The sequence below is a fragment of the Streptomyces sp. NPDC018045 genome, assembly GCF_044327445.1.
Lineage (GTDB): Bacteria > Actinomycetota > Actinomycetes > Streptomycetales > Streptomycetaceae > Streptomyces.
Genome location: NZ_JBIRFL010000019.1, coordinates 118339 through 138176, shown reverse-complemented (window position 1 = coordinate 138176; position 19838 = coordinate 118339). Strand labels below are relative to the sequence as shown.

Genomic DNA, 19838 nt, shown 5'->3' with positions numbered 1-19838 from the left:
GCATGGGCGACGCCGCCCGCACCAACATCCAGCGCTACGCCACCGACACCATCGTCCACCGCTGGGAAAACCTCTTCACCTTCCTCCAACGGTGAATCGTTCCTTCCGACCCTGATCAGCCCGACCCTGATCAGCGTCCGCCGTCCTCGCGGCGGGCGCGGTCGGCCGGACTCGTCGGGGCGGGCCCGGCCAGGCCGGCCGGGCCCGCTCGTACGAAGCGGCAGAGAAGGTCAGCAGGTGCGGCCGGCGTAGTGGGCTCCGTCGATCCGGCCGGCGGAGCCCAGCCATGTGACCCCGGGGCCCACGCAGCGCTCGTAGTTGGGGCCGAACACCTCCACCTCGATGATCACGCGCGAGCCGTCGTTGGTGCAGTGGTTGTAGAACGCGTCCCTCGAAGTCTCGTAGAAACCACAGGGCGCGGCGGCCGCGCTGGGCGCGCCCGCGACGGACATGCCGAGGGTGAGGGCCGCGGCGCCGAGGGCCGCCAGCAGAGTGCGGCGAAGGCTCATGTGCATGGGTGCGTGACTCCTTGTCGAGATGTGGAGATATCGACCTTGCGATGCCGGGCGGAGTCGCCTCGGCACGGGGAGAGCGTCACCTCGATCACACGGGGCGTCAGGTCGTCTCACTCGTACGGGGAACGGAAACCACCGGTTCGAGTGCCGGGCCGGATCGCACGGGTTCGACGTGGGCCGTGGCCGGAGGATGTGCCTCGCACAGGTATCCACTAATCAATCTTGACTAGTGTTCTTGTCGGGCGTACTTTGTTCCTGCGTGGTCACGAGTGGTGGGCGCGCGTCCGAAAACCCTGAGGAGAAGTTCGCGTGACCTTCCTGCCTGGCACCGGGTACGTACCGACCGACGAGGACCGTGCGAGCCTGGAGGCCTGGTTCGCGGAGTACGACGCGCGGAGCGCGAAGCGCGACATCGAGCGCATGGCCGACATGGCCGTGTTCCCGCTCAACCTGGTGAGCGACGACGCGGCCGGCGACGGCCGTTCGGCACAGTGGGACCGGGAGCAGTTCGTCACGACGATGACCCATGTGATGGGTGAGGGGGGCGCGGACATCACCTTCGAATCCACCAGGACGCCCGTCTTCCTCTCACCCGCGATGGCCGTGGTCTTCACGGACTCGACGATGACCCAGGACGGCCGGAGTCAGCAGTTGCGGTACGCCGACATTTTGATCCGGCGGGACGGCAAGTGGGCTTTCCAGACCATGATCCAGGGCGGCTGGGGCGACAACCTGTAAGCCTGACAGGCCGTCGGCCAAGGCGGCCAGGGGGCATTGTCAGACCCCTCCGCTACGGTCTGGGCATGGTGAACTACGTGCTGTTAGCGGTGGTGTTGCTCGGGGCGTGGGCGTGGGGCCCGAGCCGTCTTCGGCGACGCCGAGGTGTCGGCCGACGAGGACTCGGCATCGCGCCTCGGGGCGCCCTCCTGATCGACCGTGGCGAACGGGCGCTTCCGCTCGGCGAGTTGTCGACGACGTACGTCATGTGCCCGCTGGCCGGGGCCGCGCCCGGGCGTGGCCACGTCACTGACCGGCGAGCGCCGGGGAGCGGGGCAGTGTAGGGGGACGGGGCGCTGGACGGAGGGAATTCATCGCGTTGCGCGGAGGCCTGAGTCGGCACCTCTGCGTCCTCCGTAGAACTGGGTGCCCACCGTGCACGGGGGCATCGGCGCCACCACGCGTACGTTCCCGTGTGCTCCCCGGCCCTGCTGGAGGTCAGAGAAGTGAGCCACCGATACGTGAGCAAGAGCCATCGACATGTGAACAAACGGACCGGCGCCCTCGTCGGCGGCGCGGCGGCGGCCCTCTTGGCCGCGGCGATCGTGCTGCCGCAGGCCAACGCGAGCGCGGAGCGGCCACGGCCGCCGCGGACCTTCTCCGCCGATTCGGCCGCACAGGCCGCCTCGGCCCTGAAGGCGGACCTCGGCGCCGACCGGATGGCGGGCTGGTATCTCGACGCCGAGAACGGGCGGCTCGTGATGAACGTCCTGTCGGCCGACGACGCCAGAAAGGTCGAGGCGGAGGGGGCCGTGGCGCGCGTCGTACGCAACAGCACGAGCGAACTCCAGGCGGCAACAAGGGCCTTGAGTGATACCGCGGCCATTCCCGGTACGGCGTGGTCCATCGACCCGAGGACCAACCGGGTCTCGGTCCTCGCCGACCGCACGGTCACCGGCGAGAAGCTCGCCGCTCTCACCGAAGCGGTCGAGAAGGCGGGAGGCGGCCTGGCGAGCGTCAAGCGGTCGGCGGGCGAGTTCCGGCGGTATCACGGCGGGGACAGCGACATGGGGGCGGCCACGGACGCCGGTGGTTCCGGAGGCGCCTCGGAGAGCGGCGGCGGAGGAGGCGCTGGCGGAGGGACCGGCGGGGGAGATAGCGGTGGCGAAGGAAACGACGGGGGAGGGAATGGCGGGGAAGGTGACGGTGGCGGGGCCGGCGAAGGTGACGGAAGTGCGGGAGCGCTGCCCGTCGGTGGGAGCGCCATCTTCGGTGGGAACGCGCGCTGCTCGCTGGGGTTCAACGTCACCGTCCAGGGCACTCCGGCGTTCCTGACCGCAGGACACTGCGGCAAGGGAAGCGCGACCTGGTCGGCCGACCAGGCGGGGGCCCAGCCGCTGGGTACGGTGGCCGACGCCCAGTTCCCCGGGAGCGACTTCGCCCTGGTGACCTACGACGACCCGGCCGCCCGCCCGGAGAGTACGGTCGATCTGCAAAACGGCAGTGCGCAGCAGATATCCCGGGCCGCGGAAGCCGCCGTGGGGATGCGGGTGCAGCGGTCCGGCAGCACGACGGGACTGTCGGATGGCACCGTCACCGGCCTGAACGCCACGGTGAACTACGGCAACGGCGACATCGTCAACGGGCTGATACAGACCGACGTGTGCGCGGAGCCGGGGGACAGCGGCGGGTCGATGTTCTCCGGCGACGCGGCCGTGGGGCTGACCTCCGGCGGCAGCGGCGATTGCACGCAGGGCGGCGAGACCTTCTTCCAGCCGGTCACCAAGGCCCTGGAGGCAACGGGCGCCGAGATCGGGGCGAACGACGGCGGTGCGTCCAACGGCGATATGGCGGATGGCGGCAACGGCGCGGCCAACGGCGGCAACGGTGCGGCGGACGGCGGCAATGACGCGGCGGGGGGCGGCAGCGACGCGGCGGACGGCAGCAACGGTGCGGCGACCAGCGGGCAATGACGCAGGCAGCGGTGGCGACGCGGCCGCCGATGGGTTCGATGTCCCCGGCAGGGCGGAGGAGCCGGTGGGGCGGTAGGTCACCGCATGCCTTGGCCGCCCGTCCCGGAGGCGGCCGCGCCGGTCGCCCCCGGCGCCTTGGCGGTGCTCGCGGTACCCGGCCGCCCGGGCCGCATTGCAGCCCGTACCCGGCCTGCGGCCCGGGACCGCCGGGGGGGCCGGGCGTGCGCGGAAAGGATGACGGAGCCAGCTTCGGCGGACAGCCGCCCGGTGACCGCACCGCACCGGCCCGGCCCCGGCCCGCGCCCTCGTCGAGGCGCGCTTCGGACCGCTGCGCCAGGCCGTCGAGAGCGGGCCGCTGCTGCTCGACCCTGTTGCCCTTCGGTCCCGTCACTCCCCGGCTCCGCCGGCCCTCAGTCCCGCGACTGCTCGACCCCGTCACTCCTCGGTCCAGCCACCGCTCAGCCCTGCCGTCCCTCGGGCCCGTCACTCTTCGGCCCCGTCTCGGTCCCGCCACCGTTCATCCTCGCCGTCCCTCGGGCCCGTCACCGCTCGCCCCCGTTCCACCTCAGCCCCGCCACACTGCCACCCCGCCGCGCGAACGGGTGCCGGTCCTGCTCGACGCTGTCCTCGGCTTCAAGCCGGCCGACCGGCAGCTCATCCTGGTCATCTCGCCCTGCCCCTGGAGGAGTCCGGCACCGGCAGCCCAAACGAGACGGAGCACTACCGGGGGCACCCCACCCCACCCGTCGCGTGCTGGACGGCCCCCGGCTCTCCCGGCCCCCCCGCCCCCCCCCGACCCCCGGCCCTCAGCCCTGCCGACCCGGCTGCACCGCGCACGCCCCGCTCGCCGCCACCCGCGCCGCCCCCGTCGAGTATCCGGCGGGTACGGAAGGCAAGACGGCCGAACGGATGCGGATGCACGCCGCGGCGGACGCGCGGCAGGTGCTGGGCAGTAGGAGCGCGGCCCCGTTGCCCGCCGGGCGGGACCGGCAGTCGGCGGCCGTCCGCTACGCGCCTACGCCGAGAGGAAGGACAAGGCCACCGCGCTGTGCACGGCGGCGCCGACGGCCAGTGCCTGTTCGTCGTGGACGACCCGGCTGGAGTGGTTGTCGGGCACCTGGCCCGCGGCCTGTCCCGGCGGGCAGGCGCCGAGGAAGGCCATGGCGCCGGGCACCCGTTCCAGGACGAACGCGAAGTCCTCCGCGGCCATGATCGGGTGGGGCAGCAGGTGGACCCGCCCGGGGCCGAGGAGTTCCGTCGCCGCGCGGGTGACCAGGTCGGTGAAGCCGGGATCGTTGGCCACCACCGGCGTGACGTCCGGCAGCTCCACGTCGGCGGTCAGACCGTGCGCCGCCGCCACGCCGTCCGCCACCCGTACGATCCCGTCGCGGACCTTCTTGCGGGTGGCGTCGGACAGGGTGCGGAAGGTGCCGGCGATCTCCGCTGTGTCGGGGATGACGTTGGACGCCGTACCGGCGGTGACACGGGTGACGGTGAGGACGGCGGGTTCGAAGACGTTGACCGTACGGGTCACCATCGTCTGCAGCGCCTGGACGATCTCGCAGGCCACCGGCACCGGATCCAGGCCCCGCTGCGGTGCGGCGGCGTGCGCGCCCCGGCCGTGGACGGTGATGGACAGCAGGTCGGCGGCGGCGGACTGCGGGCCGGGCCGCAGATGGACGGTGCCGGACGGGTGCCGGGTGGTGATGTGCAGGGCGAAGGCCGCGTCCACCGGCCCGCCGTCCGGCGTCTCCAGCACCCCTTCCTCGATCATGGGCTGCGCGCCCTGGCAGATCTCCTCGGCGGGCTGGAACATGAACACGACCCGGCCCGCCAGCCGCTCCCGGCGGGCCGCGAGCAGCGGGACGGCGCCGAGCAGCATGGCGGTGTGGGTGTCGTGCCCGCAGGCGTGCATGACGCCCGGCGTGCGGGAGGCGAAGTCGAGCCCGGTCTCCTCCGTCTGGGGCAGCGCGTCCATGTCGGCACGGAGCAGGATCGTCCGCCCCGGCCGGGCGCCGGTCAGCGTGGCGGTGACGGAGGTGAGCCGGTCACCCGTGGTGACGGCCAGTGGCAGGCCGGACAGCTCGCGCAGCACGGTCTGCTGGGTGCGGGGCAGCGCGGTGCCCAGTTCCGGTGCGCGATGGATCTCGCGGCGTACGGCGGTGATGCGCGGCAGCAGCCGCCGGGCGTCTTCGAGGAGCGTGCCGTCGCTGTCGTCTCCCATGGGCCCATGATGAGATCGCGGCGCCCGTACGGCCAGTGGGCGCCCCTGGTTCCGGCCGAAGCGGTGGCCGGGGGCCCGACGGCGCCCGGCGGAGCATCGGAAGGAGGCGCCCCGACGACCGTTGGCAGCCGACAGAACCCAAGAAGGCCGACCGAAGGCGCCCGGGCCGGCGCCCGGCAACGGTACCCGCGGTCGTATCCGGCAGCCGTACCCGGCGTCCGTGCCCGGCAGCGGTGCGCAAGCCTCACACGGCCTGCGCACCGCCCCGGTCAGGCCGTCGCCCGCCCGGTGCGCAGCCGCGTCAGGACGAGGTGTGCCACGACACCGAACACCAGGCCCCAGAACGCCGAGCCGATGCCCGCGATCGTCACCCCGGACGCGGTGGCGAGGAACGTGATCAGGGCCGCCTCACGGTCCTTCTCCTCCTTGACCGCGCCGGTCAGACCACCGGCCAGCGCACCGAACAGCGCGACACCGGCCACGGCGGCGACCAGTTCCTTGGGCAGCCCGGCGAACAGCACGACGAGCGTCGAGCCGAACGCGCCGATCAGGAGGTAGAAGAAGCCGCAGGAGACACCGGCCACGTACCGGCGGCGCGGGTCGCGGTGCGCCTCGGGCCCGGTGCAGATCGCCGCGGTGATCGCGGCGAGATTGATCGCGTGCGACCCGAACGGCGCGAGCGCCGTGGACGCCAGACCGGTCGAGCCGATCAGCAGCCGGTCCTTGGGCCGGTAACCGGACGCGCTGAGCACGGCCATGCCGGGTGCGTTCTGCGACGCCAGGGTGGCCAGGATCATCGGTACGGCGATGCCGATGAGCGAACCGGCCGAGAACGCCGGGGCGGTGATCACCGGCCTGGCCAGCTCCACATGGTCGATGTGGATGTCCAGCCGCGAGGTGACCGCGCTGAACACCACCCCGGCGGCCAGCGCGAGCAGCACCGCGTACCGGGCGAGGAAACGCTTGCCCAGCAGGTACGCCACCAGGACCGCGCCGGCGATCCACGGCGCGGTCTTCAGCGAGGTGAACACCCCGGTGCCGAACGAGAACAGGATGCCCGCGAGCATCGCCGACACGACGGCCGTCGGCACCTGACGCATCAGCCACCCGAACACCCCCGTCAGCCCGACGAGCGTGATGACCGCCCCGGTGACGAGGAAGGCGCCGATGGCTTCGGCGTACGAGTAGGCGCCCAGGCTGGTGACGAGCAGCGCCGCACCCGGGGTCGAGAAGGCCGTGATGACCGGCATCCGGGTGCGCAGGCTGAGCGCGATGCAGGTGACCCCGCTGCCGATGGATATGGCCCACACCCAGGAGCTGGTCTGGCCCTGGTTCAGATGCCCCGCGTGCGCGGCCGCCAGCACGATGACCAGCGGCCCGGAGTACGACACGACGACGGCCACGAAGCCGGCCAGCACGGCCGACAACGAGGCGTCGCGGAACAGGCCCGGCCGGCTCTGCGGCGAGCCGTCCGGTGGTGAGCCTTCCGTGGGGGGTCCGGCCGGCGGCTCCGGTGGGGAAGTGGTGCCGGTCGGCTGGGTGTTGCTCGTGGTGTCCGAACTCAACGGTCTTCCTTTGCGGCGCGTTCCAGTGCCTGTTCCAGGTCGGCCACGAGGTCGGCCGGATCCTCCAGACCGATGGACAGGCGGATCATGTCCTTCGGGGAGGTACTGCCCGGCCCCTCGAAGGTGTAGCGGTGTTCGACCAGGCTTTCCACTCCGCCCAAGGACGTCGCCCGGATGAAGAGTTCGCAGTTCTCGGCCGTACGCAGGGACCGCTGCCAGTCCCCGGCGACGTGCAGGGACAGCATCCCACTGAAACCACCGCTCATCTGCCGGGCCGCGACCTCGTGACCGGGATCGGTCGGCAGCCCCGGGTACGCGACCCGGCTGACGTGCGGATGGTCGGCGAAGTGCTCGGCCAGCGCCTGCGCCGTGGCCGATATCTGCCGCAGCCGCGGGAAGAGCGTACGGATGCCCCGCATCAGCAGATATGTCTCCAGCGGACCGAGGATCGGGCCGGTGAGCCTGCGGTGCAGCCGCAGCCGCTCCCACAGCGCCTCGCGGGCCTCGGCCGCCGCCCCGCCCTCCGTCTCCGGCCGGGATGCGGCGACGAGGAAGCCGGCCACCACGTCCGTGTGGCCGTTGAGGTACTTGGTGCCCGAGTGCATGACCAGGTCGGCGCCGAGCGTGAACGGCCGGGCGTGCACCGGCGTCGGCACGGTGTTGTCCACGGCAAACAGCGCCCCGGCACGGTGCGCGATGTCGGCGCAGGCCGCGAGGTCGGTCACCAGCCAGGTCGGGTTCGCGGGGGACTCGGCCCACAGCAGCGCGGTCGGCGCCGCCGTCACCGCCGCGGCCACCGCGTCCAGGTCGTCCATCGGTACGCGGACGACCTCCAGGCCGCGCGGCCCCCCGAACTCGGCCAGCCACTTGGTGAGCCCGAAGTACATGGTCTGCGGCACCACGACCCGCGCCCCGGCGGGCAGCACCTGGAACACCGCGGTCGCGGCGGCCATCCCGGAGGAGAACACCAGTGCGTCCCCGCCGCCTTCGAGGCCCGCTAGGACCTGCTCCACCTGCTCGTACCCGGGAGTGCCCTGGTCACGCAGGTAGGCCAGGCCGGCAGGCGAGCGGTACTGCTCGTCCCGCGCGAAGGTCGCCCCCAGCTCGATGGGCGGCGGGATCGACCCGGTGGCCGGCGAGCGCCAGCCGTCGCCCTGGGCGGCGCGGGTCGCCGGGCGGTACTCCTGCCGCCAGGGGGTGAAGGTGTCACGGACGTTCATCAGGGCCTCGCAGTCAGCGGGTCGAGAGCGGTACGCAGGGCGAGTTCGGCGTCCATCAGCGCGCGCGACGGAGCGCCGGGGGACGGAACGTAGTGGTTGTAGTAGCTGGAGCCCTCGGTGTGCGGGCCGAGGAAGTACAGCCTGGGCTGCACCGTTCCGTCGGGATCGATGCCGCGGCCGTCCCGCGTGACGTGCAGGCCCGTGGCGCTGCCGCCGTGCGGGGCGAGGGTGGCGATCCGGCCGGCCGCGACGAGCGTGCCGAGCAGTGAGCCGGGCACCTGGTCGGCGGGCGGCTCGGCGACGTGCGCCGCCACCACGTGGTCGACCTCGACGGTCTCGGGCCGCTCCAGGCAGGTCGATTCCAGGCGCCAGGGCGCGGCGCTGCCGGCCGGAGCGAGGACCTTGGGCCGGGGGCCGGGGCCCAGCCGCAGGACGCCCGCGTCGAGCAGCGAGAGCAGTTCGGCGGAGCGGTCGAGCTGCGGGCCGATGACCAGCCGGTTGACGGTGGAGGTGAACACGCCGAAGAAACGGTCCAGCGAGGTCTCGTCGAGCCCCGGCGGATCGACGGCCGCCCGCAGCACGTCCCGGTGGTCGCGCAGCACCTCCAGGGCTTCCTTGCGGGGGCTGCGGCCCAGCCCGGTACGCGCGTCGTCGAGGTCCTCCGCGACCTGGGCCGCGAACCACCGCGCGTACTCCTCCGGGCCCGCCCACTGGCGCTCCGCGGCCGGCGCGTCGAGCACGCCGCGCAGCGGGTACGGCCCGTAGCGCTCGCGGGACTCGGCGAGCAGGGCCCGCCACCCGGCGTGCTCGGCGCGGCGCGCGAACTCGGTGCCCGCGGCGGCGAAGTCGTCCACCTGGTTGCCGAGCACCGCACGGTAGTAGGCGAGTTCCATCTCGGCCTCGACGAGCGGAAGCACGTCACCGGCGAAGTCCAGCCGCCCGCCGGGACGTACGGCGCGCCGCGCGTCCAGCTCCGCCACGGTCAGCGCGAGCGGTACGAATCGCAGCCGGCCCGGGTTCAGGTGCGGGCGGCTGCAGGACGGCAGGCCCGTACGGTTCGCGAGCACGATGACCGGCTCGCGGCCGCTGGGCACGTACCGCAGCCGCGCACCGCGCGCCTCCGCACTGCCGCCCCCACCGTCACCCCCGCCCGCCTTCTCGTGCCGGCCGCCGCGCCCCAGCGTCAGCGACGCGATGACGTCCATCGCCGTGAGCCCCATGCCGAGGACCGCGACCCGCTCACCGGGCGCGATGCAGTCGAGCACATCGGGCAGCGGGTACGGGCGGGACACCAGGCGCGGCTCCGCGATGGCCTGCTCCGGGTGGTACAGCCAGTGGTGCCCCACGGTGACGAAGACCGCGTCGGCGTCGATGACCGTACCGTCCGCGAGCAGCACGGACTCCCGCTCCGGCGCGCCCGGCCGGATGTCCAGCGCCGCGGACCGGTGCTCGATCAGCCGCATCGTGCCGGGTGCCGCGGCCCGGATCCGGCCGGCGGCCCAGGCGAGGTAGTCGTGCAGCAGCCGTCGGGGCAGATAGTCGTTCGGCTCGATCTCCCGGCCCTCGCCCGTGCGTACGGTGTGGCCGTCGGCGGCGATGCGCAGATCCCGCGAGCGGCACCACTCGTGCAGACCGGGCCCGGAGGTCGCGGTCGGGCCGTCCACCATCCGTGCGTCGGCGAACGCGGTGACCTGCGAACACACCGTGTTCAGCAGGAGGTGGTCGGGCTGGTCGGCGAGATGGAATCCCGGGCCGGCCGGCCGCGGGTCGACCAGGTGGACGGTGACCGGGAAGGGCCGCGCCGCGCAGTGGCCGACGAGGCGCTCCAGGACCCCCAGCCCGCGCGGGCCGACGCCGATGATCGCGAAAACGGGCGGGCGGCTCGGGTGTTCGTGGCTCACCATCGGCGGGTCTCCCCGAAGAAATTCGGCACGCTGACGGCCGTGCCGTCGGCGCGTGCCTGCTGGAGGGCGAACGCGCCCACGGCCAGGTCGAGGACGCCGAGGCCGAACGGCGAGAAGATCACCGGGCGGTCCGCGGTGAGGGACACCCGCTGGTTGAGCACCCCTGCCAGCGTCCCCGACACGAAGTCGCGGTTGCCGGTGAGCTGTTCGGCCAGGTGGGGTGAGGTGTTCGCCTTCATGCAGTGCTCGACGTCGTCGAAGACGTTCTGCGCGCCCAGGACCACTTCGGGCGCCAGGTCGCGCAGCGAGATGTTCAGTACCACCTGGCCGGCCTCGAACTGCCGGTGCACATAGGGCTCCAGGGCGGTCGTCGCGAACACCACCGTCTCCGCCTCCAGCGCTGCGCCCAGGTCACCGGTGACCGTCGCGGGGCGCCGCTGGGTGTCGCGGACATGCGCGGCGAGCGCCTGCGCCGACGGTTCGTGCAGGTCGTGGACGAGATAAGCGTCCGGTGCGCAGCCGGCGGCGTGCAGGTAGTCGCAGATGTTCCGGGCGATGACGCCGCCGCCGACCACGGCGATACGGCTGCCCCCGTAACCGTCCGGGCGCAGCGCCGTCGCCGCCACGGCGGCGGAAGCGGCGGTCCGGGCCGCGCTGATGGTCGCCGCCTCCAGACACGCGACCGGGTAACCGGTCTCGTAGTCGTTCAGGACGAGGACGGCCGAGGCGCGCGGCACCCCGTTCTCGGTGTTCCGCGGAAAGCTGGATATCCATTTGATGCCGGCCAGCCGGACATCCGCTCCGATGAACGCGGGCAGCGCGATGATGCGGGAATCCGGCTTCTCGGGAAACCGCAGGAAATAGCTGTCCGGGTTGACCGTCTCGCCGGCTTCATGGCTGCGGTAGGTACGGGCGACGATGTCCAGGACATCGCCGCGCCGGCTCCGCAGTGTCTCGCGTACGGAGTCACCCGGCACCACGTCGAAGGTGAACATGCTGAAATGTCCTGTTCTCAGGCGCGTGCCTGGTCCATTTCCGAATCCGGGTCGATGAGCTGCGGCCAGCGTTCGGCCACCCATGCGTCGTCGTAGATGCTTTCCAGATACCGGTCCCCGAAGTCCGGGGAGAGGGCCGCCACGACGCTGCCTTCCGGAATGCTTTTCGCCGCGTTCTGCACAGCGGCCAGTACGGTTCCGGTGGAACCGCCGAGCAGCAGCCCGCGTTCCTCGGCGAGAACGCGGCACATCTCCACCGCCTCCTCCTCCGGTACGAGCACGACGTCGTCCACGCGCTTTTCGTCCAGGATTTCCGGGCGGCGGCTCGTGCCCAGGCCCGGAATGTGACGGCGGGCCGGCGGACCGCCGAAGCTGACGGACCCGAGCGCGTCGACCGCGATGACGCGGGTCGCCGGGCTGTGCTCGCGCAGGAATTCGGCGCAGCCCATCAGCGTCCCGGTCGTCCCGGCGCCGATGAACACGTAGTCGATGTGGCCGAGCGCCTCGACCAGGGCGCGACCGGTGCGTTCCCGGTGGACCCGGGGCCCGGCCGGATTGGCGTACTGGTTCAGCCAGTACGTGTTCCGGTCGCGGCGCAGGCGTTCGCGGATGTAGTTGATGCGGGACTGCAGGTAGCCGCCGTTGCCGTCGCGTACGTCGATCACCACGACCTCGGCGCCGAGCGCCTCCATGAGGCGTACGGTCTGGGCGTTGGCGTTGGGATCGGTCACGCACGTCAGCGGATATCCCTTCGCCGCGCACACCATGGCGAGCGCCACCCCGAGATTTCCCGAGGTGGACTCGATGAGCCGGGTGGCGGGAAAAGGACGGCCGGTGTTCTCGGCTTCGGCGACCAGCGCCACGGCCGTTTTGAGTTTCACCGAACCCGCTGGGTTGAGGCCCTCGATCTTCAGGAAGACAGAGCTTCCCGGGACCAGTTGGTCAACCCGGATGAAAAGGTCATCCAGGATCAGGTCATACACTTCTTCTGCTATCACTGGAATCCAAGGTGATGGAAAGTGGGCATACGCGACGCCCGGATCCGTCCGGTGACGAGCGCATGCGGAGTCGAGTCACACGTGGTGATCAAGGCATGCAGAAGAGATGGAATGTTCCCCCGTTCGTTTCCCCCGTCGGCCGTCCCGTCGTCCCCCGTAGAACCGTGACGGCGATGCCTGCACGGAAACATACCCGCTGGAGCAAGATCCTTCCAGCATTTGCCATGGGTGAAAGCTCAACCGATGTGCGCCCCTGGGGCGGAATCACCAGTTCAGACGGGGAGGGGAGTCTCCGCTTCCCGGGGTGCGGTATGCGGAAGCGGCCGTCCGGCGCAGGCGGGCAACGGGTTGTGCCGTTGTCGTGAGCCGGTGGCCGGACGGTGTCGCCCGGGGGCCCGGGGGCGTTCCGGCGCGGTCAGGTTTTTGCCGAACACTGACGTTTCCGTATCGGCCTATTCGTGCGGAAGGCCGTCGGGAGGGCGCGCGGAACTCTCCGGAGCGAGCGCCTCACCCGGACCCGGCGCGCCCGCCCGCTCCCGCTCGACCAGCTCGTCGAGCTGGAGTTGGAGGCGCCGGGCCTCGCCCGACCGGTGCTGGTTGCGGTACAGCTCCAACGCCTGCTGCCATGCGTCACGGGCCTGGGCGAGCTGGCCGAGAGCGGCGTGTGCCTGGCCGATGCCGTGCAGGAGAACGGCCTCGTGGTAGGTGTTGCCGATGTCGCGTAGCAGACCGAGGGCCAGCCTGCCGTGCTCCAGGACCTCGGCGTGCCGGCCCGTGCACAGCCCCAGGTAGGCGTGCACGCCCAGGGACAGCGCCTCGCCGTTGCGGTTGCCGTGGCCGCGGTGCAGGAGCAGGGCCTTCTCGCAGTACGCCTGGGCCTGCTCGTAGTGGCCCAACTGCGCGGAGAACCACGCCGACTGGTTGAGTCCGCGGGCCTCCCACTCCTGGTCGTCCAGCGCCTGGAACAGGGCGAGGGAGCGGGTGGCGTGGTCCAGCGCGGGCCGCGTCTCGCCCTGCTGCCCCCAGGCCCACGCCAGGACGCGGTGGGTGTGCGCCTGGCTCGGCAGGTCGTCGGTGCGCTCGGCGAGGGCGAGAGCCTGGTGGAGGCGCTCCAGGGCGTCGGCGTGCCGGCCCACCAGAGCGCACGCCTCGGCGAGGAGGCGATGGGCCGGCGCCCGGGCGGCCTCGTCCCCGAGATGCCGCGCCGCGGCCAGGCCGTCACGCGCGATGGCCACTTGGCGCGCCAGGAGCCCCCGCCGCCAGTGATACGTGTGCAACGTCGGTGCCAACTGCCACACGGCCCGGTGCCACTGCCGCTCGACGGCCAGGCGCTGCGCGCCCATCAGACAGGGGTGTTCGGCGTCCAGCCAGGCCAGCGCCCTGGTCTCGTCCGGCAGCGGCTGGGGACGGCAACCCGGTACGGGCGGGTCGAGCGTCGCGGACTCGCGGTGCGGATCCAGCGCCTGGTCACCGGCGTAGGCCGTGTGCAGGTAGAAGTCCACCAGCCGCCGCAACGCGTCGTCGCGGCCGTCCTGCGACTGGTGGGCCCGGGCCTGCTCGGCGGCGTAGAGGCGGATCAGGTCGTGCAGCCGGTGGCGGCCGGGCGACGGCTGGGACACCAGATGCGCGGTCTCCAACTCCCGCAGCAGCGCGCGGGTCCGGGCGGCGGGCAGCCCGGCGAGCGAGGCGGCGGCGGGCAGGCTGATGTCCGGTCCCGGCGCCAGCCCCACCAGCCCGAGCAGGACGGCCGCCTCGGGAGTCAGCGCGTGGTACGAGGACGCGAAGGCGGCCCGCAGATTCAACGGGATCTCCCCGGCGTCCAGCTCGTCGAGCCGGGTGGCGTGGTCCCGCAGTTCCTCGGCGAGCAGGCCCAGGGGGAAGCCCGGGTGGGCGGTGGCGCGGGCGGCCACGATGCTCAGTGCCAGCGGCAGCCCGGCGCAGCACTCCAGGAACGCGTCCACCGCCGCCGGCTCCGCGGCGACCCGCTCGCCCCCCAGGTGATCGACCAGGAGCCGGCGTGCCTCGGCCTCGGGGAGGACGTCCAGGTCCAGTGAGCGGGCGCCGTGGGTGGTGATCAGACCGGCCAGGTGGCGGCGACTGGTCACCAGCACCGTACAGGCGGAGTTCCCCGGCAGCAGCGGGGTCACGTGGGTGGTGTCGCGGGCGTTGTCCAGCACGATCAGCAGGCGCCGCTCGGCGACCAGACTGCGGTAGAGCCCCACCTGGGCATCGGGATCCGCCGGCACCCCGGCCGGGTCCACGCCGAGGGCGCCGAGGAATCCGCGTACCGCCTCCGCCGCCGGCATGGGCTCGCCGACGGGCGTGAAGCCCCGGAGATCGACGAACAGCTCGCCGTCGGGAAACCGGTCGGCGTGCCGGTGCGCCCAGTGCAGGGCCAGCCAGGTCTTCCCGATCCCGCCGGCTCCGCCGAGCGCCGAGATCATCACCGTGGCGCCCCGCTCCGCCGCGTCGTCCAGTGCGGCCGTGAGCTGGGCCAGCTCCTCGGCCCGCCCGGTGAACACCCGCGGCGCGGCGGGCAACTGGTGCGGCACCACCGCCCGCTCGCGCCCGGAGTGCAGGTGCACCCCGCCGTGCACGACCCCGGCCTGCACCACATCGCCCCCGACCGGCGCGGACACCTCGTTACGGACCTCCGCCCCGAGTGGCCCTTGCTCCTGGCCGATTGACCCTTGCCCCTGGCCGTTCGCTTTCCGTTCCGTCGTCACCGCCTCCAACACCCGCCACAGCGGCCCCGGCCCATCGAGTGTCCCGCGCGAGCGGAACCGCCGTGGGGAGCAGGGCACATCTGCACTCTCGCGAGTGAAGATCGGCGCAGCGGGGCTGACGTGTGGCCGGTGACGCCCGGCACGTGATCCGGGCGGTGCTGGGAACTGAGAGAGCCGGCGCGCGGACGCCTGCCTCGCCCGCCCGGCGTCCGGTCCCCGCCCTGGACGGCGGGCGAGGGCGGGCTGGGCGGACGAGGACGTGCGAGGCCAGCGCCTGTCAGGGGTGCGTCAGGGTCAGCAGCTCAGGTTCCCGCCCGTGGACGTGCCCAGGATCTGGGTGAACTTGGTGAAGTTGTTGATCCGGCTCTGCACCTGGCCGGGGTTGCCGCCGTTGCACTCGATGCTGCCGTTGATGCTGCGGATCGTCTCGCCGAAGCCGCGGTCGTTGACGATCGCGTCGTGCGGCGTCATCGTGCCGGGGCCGCGCTGGGTGTTCCAGTACCAGAGGCCGGTCTTCCAGGCCACGGCCGCGTCCGTCTGGACCAGGTTCGGGTTGTGCAGCAGGTCGATGCCGAGCGCGTCGCCCGCCGCCTTGTAGTTGAAGTTCCAACTGAGCTGGATCGGTCCGCGTCCGTAGTACGCCGCCTGGCCGGCCGGACAGCCGTACGGCTGATTGCGGTCGCAGTAGTGCGGGTAGTTGGCCGTGTTCTGCTCCACGATGTGGACCAGGCCGCCCGTCTCGTGGCTGACGTTGGCGAGGAAGGCGGCGGCCTCGCGCTTCTTGATGGTGTCGCTGCCCGTGTTGGCGAACCCGGGGTAGGCGCTGAGCGCCGCCTTGAGGCCGTTGTAGGTGTAGAACGGGTTTCTGTTCGGGAACATCTGGTTGAACTGTGCCTCGCTCACCACGAAGCCGGAGGGGTTGGTGCCGCCGCCGCAGTTGTACGGCTCCCAGAACCAGGTGCTGATGACCGGGTCGTACCCCGGGTTGTCGTGCTTGGCGCGGTAGTACTGGCCGTTCGTGTACTTGACGATGTCCCCGGTGCGGTACGCCTTTCCGGCGGTCCATACGGTGAAGTTGCAGCTCGCGGCGGGCGCCGCGGTGCCGGAGGAGGGAGCGGCCGTGGCCGGGGGCGCCGCGACGGTGAGGGTCGCGGCGCAGGCGGCGGCCGAGAGCACGGCGGCTATCCGCTGCTTGAGCAACATGTGATCACTCCTCAGTGCGGCAGGGCCGCGTTCGATCGGCGACGGACCGTCCGGCGCGCGACGAGCACCACGGACCGCGCTCCGGTTCGCAAGCGCGATCACAGGTTGGTGGTACTCAACTCGCTTGGTCTGAACCAGTCAAGGTGCCGAAGGCCCGGATTCCGGAACGGACGACAAGCGGTCACCGGTACGCGCGAAACGGGCAGGACGGACACCCGGTCTGCCCGTCATGGCATCCCCGCCGGGCCACTCGATCAGGTGAGCAACCGGAACAGGTGCGCACAGGCCGCCGCCTCGGTCGGGTGCCGGCCGATGACCTGTGCGGCGCCGCGCTCGTACGTGCCGGTCTCCCACGCCCCGTCCGGAGCCTGCCGCAGGAACAAGAAGTCCGGGGGCGTGGGGGCCGGTTCGTGCACCCCTTCGATGCGGTAGTGGCCGTCGGCCACCCCCGCGGCGCGCAGTGCGGCCCGTACCGCGCGCCGGTCCGAGGGGGCGTCCCCGCACGTGGCGGACGTCATGGCGCCCACCTCACCAACGGCGGACGCGTCGGCGCGGTGTTCACGTGGCCACGCGGGTGAGGAAACCGTGCTCCACGAGCCACTTCACGTTCAGCCGCTGCCCCTGGCCCGGGTCCAGGAACACCGCGTCCAGCTTGATCTGCTGCCCGCCGCCGGGCTGCTCGAACCACGCGGCGATGCTGCCCTGCCACACCCAGAACGGCTTCGCGACCTTGTACACGTGGTAGTCGCAAGGCGCTGTCGCCTCTCGCGTGTTGAGGTTCTGCGGGGGCAGGGAGCGCTCGGCGTACGCATCGCCCGCCGGTGCCAGGAAGCCGCCGAACTCGGAGCCGAAGCGGTCCAGCCGCTGCCCCGGGCGCAGCTTGGCGGGCTCCTTGTCGACCGTGCCGTTGACCTCGCCGAAGCCGTCGTTGGGCGGGTACTTCCAGCCGCCCGAGTCCGCCGGTCCTTCCCAGTACTTCTTCAGGAAGGCCGTCGCGGGCAGCTTCCCGGTCCGCTGGTAGCCCTTGAGCAGCGGGCCCACGGGCGCCTGCTGCTTCTCCGGCAGCCACTTCGGTCCGAGCCGGGCGTCACCGTGGTACGTCCCCGTGCAGGGCTCGTGCCGGCCCCCCGGCGCCGCGGCCGGTGGGGTGGCGGTCCGGTCGTCCGGCCGGGGTGCGGCGCTGGCGGCCGGGGCCGCCAGCAGGCCGGCGGCGAGGCCGAGAGCGGCGCATATGGTGCGGATGCGGTGCACGCGGGGTCCTTTCCCGTGCTGTTGATCCATCAGGACGCTCCGCAGAGTAGACGTACCGTCTCGGGAGGTGTCATGGCCGCGTCGCCTTCCGGCCAGTGCCGGGCCGGCCGGAGCGGGGGACGGGGCCTCCGCCGTACCACCGCGCCCCCCGGGCCGTCCCCCGAAGGGGAATCCCGCCCCGCTCACCGGCCGCCGTCCGCCACCATCGACCGGGTGGACAACCAGCGGGTACGCGTCGGGTTCCGGGTCGAAGGCATCGTCCAGGGCGTCGGCTTCCGGCCCTTCGTACAGGTGACTGCAGCGCGGCTGGCGCTCTCCGGCCTGGTCGCCAACGACCTCGCCGGGGTGCTCATCGAAGTGGAGGGACCGGCCGGCGCCGTGGCGCGATTCCGATGGCTCCTGGAGAGCGAACCGCCACCACTGGCGGTGATCGAGCGCATCACCGCCCGGCCGCTCACCTCCACGGGGGACACCGCGGCCGGCTTCACCATCGGCACCAGCCGTGCACACGCCCTCCCCGCCGACGGGAACCGGGCGGCGCCCCACCGCACCCCGGTTCCCCCGGACATCGGCACCTGCGCCGACTGCTTCCGCGAGCTCCTCGACCCCGCCGACCGCCGGCACCGTTACCCGTTCATCAACTGCACCAACTGCGGCCCGCGGTACACCATCGTCCGGGACCTGCCCTACGACCGTGCCCGTACGACGATGGCCGGCTTCCCGATGTGCGCCGACTGCGCGGCCGAGTACGCGGACCCGGCCGACCGCCGCTTCCACGCGCAGCCGCTGTGCTGTCCGGCCTGCGGGCCCCGACTGCGCCTGGTCACCCCGGACGGCACCCCGCTCGCCGGGGACCCGACGGCCGGGGCGGCCGGCCTGCTCCGGGACGGGCGGATCCTGGCGGTCAAGGGAACCGGCGGGTACCACCTCGCCGTGGACGCCACGCACGAGCAGGCGGCCCGTACCCTGCGCGACCGCAAGCACCGCGCGGACAAGCCGTTCGCGGTGCTGGCCTCCGGCCTGGCGGCGGCCGAGGCACTGTGCGCCCTCGACGACCGCGCCAGGGAACTGCTGACCGGGCCGCGCCGCCCCGTCGTCCTGGCACCGCGCCGCCCCGGCACGCCGATCGCCGCCGCGGTGGCCCCGGGCTGCCGGGACCTCGGCCTCGTCCTCCCGTACACGCCGGTGCACCGGCTGCTCGCCGACGAGCTGGCCGGACCGTACGTCCTGACCAGCGGCAACCTCTCCGACGAGCCCATCGCCCACCAGGACGCGGACGCCTTCGCGCGGCTCGGCGGCATCGCCGACGCCTTCCTCACCCACGACCGGCCGATCCACGCCCGCGCCGACGACTCCGTGATCCGGGTGTCCGCGGGACGGACGGTGCCGGTGCGCCGGGCGCGCGGCCACGCGCCCCAGCCGCTGCCGCTCCCCGTCCCCGCCCCCCGTCCGGTGCTGGCCTGCGGCGCCCAGTCGAAGAACACGTTCTGCCTGGCCCGCGGCCGGCACGCCTTCGTCTCCCCGCACATCGGCGACTTGGCGGACGCCGGGACCCTGGAGGCGTACACCACCGGCATCGAACGCTGGGCGCGCCTGTACGCCGTCGACCCCGCGGTGATCGCCCACGACCCGCACCCCGACTACCTCTCCACCCGGTACGCGCACGACCTCGCCGACGCCACCGGCGCGGACCTCGTCGGCGTGCAGCACCACCACGCGCACATCGCCGCCTGCCTGGCCGACAACGCGGCGTCCGGGCCGGTCATCGGCGTGGCCTTCGACGGGCTCGGGTACGGCACCGACGGCACGCTGTGGGGCGGCGAGTTCCTCGTCGCGGACCTGTGCGGCTTCCGCCGCGCGGGCCACCTGGAGCCCGTACCGCTCCCGGGCGGCCCGGCAGCCGTACGGGAACCCTGGCGGATGGCCGTCGCCTACCTGGACCTCTGCGGCGAAGGGGACGACGGGTACGGTGCCGACCTGGCGGTGCGGTGCCGCCACCACGACCGCTGGGACGCGGTCCGGCGCCTGGCCAGGTCAGGCATGAACGCGCCGCCCACCTCCAGCGCGGGGCGCCTCTTCGACGCCGTGGCCGCCGTCCTGTCGATCCGTGACACCGTGCGCTACGAGGGCCAGGCAGCGGTCGAACTGGAGCAGCACGCGGACCCCGCGGTCCACGGCACCTACCCCGTCCGTATCGAGGCGGGCCGGGTCCGGGGGTCCGACCTCGTCCGCGCGGTGGCCGAAGAGGTGCGGGCGGGCACCGCCACCGCGGTCGTCGCGGCCCGGTTCCACAACAGCGTCGCCCGCCTGATCCACGACTGTTGCCGGGCGCTGCGCCGCACCACCGGCCTGACCACGGTCGCCCTGTCCGGCGGCGTCTTCCAGAACGGGCTTCTCCTCCAGCGCACCGTCCCCGCGCTGGAACGCGACGGGTTCGAGGTCCTCACCCACCGGCGTGTGCCGCCCAACGACGGCGGTATCAGCCTCGGCCAGGCGGCGGTCGCGGCGACCCGCGACGCGGCGGCGGGGGCGTGAGCATCTTCCCCT

The 19838-nt window shown here is 72.7% G+C and carries 14 protein-coding genes; 3 read left to right on the top strand and 11 right to left on the bottom strand.

Annotated features, from left to right (window positions below):
* Nucleotides 1-230: 230 nt before the first annotated feature.
* Nucleotides 231-509 (bottom strand): DUF6355 family natural product biosynthesis protein, encoded by a 279-nt coding sequence (locus ACH4EB_RS29775; protein ID WP_398351036.1) that lies wholly within the window; start codon nucleotides 507-509, stop codon nucleotides 231-233.
* Nucleotides 510-824: 315 nt separating this feature from the next.
* On the opposite strand from ACH4EB_RS29775, the gene ACH4EB_RS29770 reads away from it, so the two are divergent.
* Both ACH4EB_RS29770 and ACH4EB_RS29765 read left to right on the top strand, forming a co-directional pair.
* Nucleotides 825-1253: a nuclear transport factor 2 family protein gene (locus ACH4EB_RS29770; RefSeq protein WP_398351031.1), complete on the top strand. Its 429-nt coding sequence runs from the start codon at nucleotides 825-827 to the stop codon at nucleotides 1251-1253.
* Nucleotides 1254-1774: 521 nt separating this feature from the next.
* Entirely contained in the window at nucleotides 1775-3205 is a 1431-nt protein-coding gene (locus ACH4EB_RS29765; protein ID WP_398351030.1) for a S1 family peptidase, read from the top strand.
* A 1015-nt stretch (nucleotides 3206-4220) separates the two neighbouring features.
* Here ACH4EB_RS29765 and ACH4EB_RS29760 read toward each other — a convergent pair.
* The 10 genes from ACH4EB_RS29760 to ACH4EB_RS29715 form a co-directional block, all read right to left on the bottom strand.
* Nucleotides 4221-5429 (bottom strand): M20 family metallopeptidase, encoded by a 1209-nt coding sequence (locus ACH4EB_RS29760; RefSeq protein ID WP_398351029.1) that lies wholly within the window; start codon nucleotides 5427-5429, stop codon nucleotides 4221-4223.
* A 269-nt stretch (nucleotides 5430-5698) separates the two neighbouring features.
* Nucleotides 5699-6994 (bottom strand): benzoate/H(+) symporter BenE family transporter, encoded by a 1296-nt coding sequence (locus ACH4EB_RS29755; protein WP_398351028.1) that lies wholly within the window; start codon nucleotides 6992-6994, stop codon nucleotides 5699-5701.
* The gene (locus tag ACH4EB_RS29750; protein WP_398351026.1) at nucleotides 6991-8214 is read right to left on the bottom strand and encodes a trans-sulfuration enzyme family protein; all 1224 of its coding nucleotides are present in this window, start codon (nucleotides 8212-8214) and stop codon (nucleotides 6991-6993) included. Before ACH4EB_RS29750 ends, ACH4EB_RS29755 begins: the two co-directional genes overlap by 4 nt.
* Nucleotides 8214-10118 (bottom strand): FAD/NAD(P)-binding protein, encoded by a 1905-nt coding sequence (locus tag ACH4EB_RS29745; RefSeq protein ID WP_398351025.1) that lies wholly within the window; start codon nucleotides 10116-10118, stop codon nucleotides 8214-8216. Before ACH4EB_RS29745 ends, ACH4EB_RS29750 begins: the two co-directional genes overlap by 1 nt.
* Complete coding sequence (sbnB, locus tag ACH4EB_RS29740) at nucleotides 10112-11113, bottom strand: 2,3-diaminopropionate biosynthesis protein SbnB (protein WP_398351024.1); 1002 nt, start codon at nucleotides 11111-11113, stop codon at nucleotides 10112-10114. Before sbnB ends, ACH4EB_RS29745 begins: the two co-directional genes overlap by 7 nt.
* 17 nt (nucleotides 11114-11130) lie before the next feature.
* Nucleotides 11131-12096: a 2,3-diaminopropionate biosynthesis protein SbnA gene (gene sbnA / locus ACH4EB_RS29735; RefSeq protein WP_398351023.1), complete on the bottom strand. Its 966-nt coding sequence runs from the start codon at nucleotides 12094-12096 to the stop codon at nucleotides 11131-11133.
* A gap of 467 nt (nucleotides 12097-12563) precedes the next feature.
* A complete protein-coding gene (locus ACH4EB_RS29730) occupies nucleotides 12564-14750 on the bottom strand; it encodes an ATP-binding protein (RefSeq protein WP_398351022.1) in 2187 nt (728 codons plus the stop codon).
* 381 nt (nucleotides 14751-15131) lie between these two features.
* On the bottom strand, nucleotides 15132-16040 hold the full coding sequence (locus ACH4EB_RS29725; protein WP_398351020.1) for a glycoside hydrolase family 19 protein: 909 nt from the start codon (nucleotides 16038-16040) through the stop codon (nucleotides 15132-15134).
* Nucleotides 16041-16294: 254 nt separating this feature from the next.
* A complete protein-coding gene (locus ACH4EB_RS29720) occupies nucleotides 16295-16558 on the bottom strand; it encodes a hypothetical protein (RefSeq protein ID WP_398351019.1) in 264 nt (87 codons plus the stop codon).
* A gap of 40 nt (nucleotides 16559-16598) precedes the next feature.
* The gene (locus ACH4EB_RS29715; protein ID WP_398351018.1) at nucleotides 16599-17291 is read right to left on the bottom strand and encodes a TNT domain-containing protein; all 693 of its coding nucleotides are present in this window, start codon (nucleotides 17289-17291) and stop codon (nucleotides 16599-16601) included.
* Between the two features lie 213 nt (nucleotides 17292-17504).
* Here ACH4EB_RS29715 and hypF point away from each other — a divergent pair, with 213 nt between their 5' ends.
* Nucleotides 17505-19826: a carbamoyltransferase HypF gene (gene hypF / locus ACH4EB_RS29710; RefSeq protein ID WP_398351017.1), complete on the top strand. Its 2322-nt coding sequence runs from the start codon at nucleotides 17505-17507 to the stop codon at nucleotides 19824-19826.
* Nucleotides 19827-19838 lie beyond the last annotated feature (12 nt).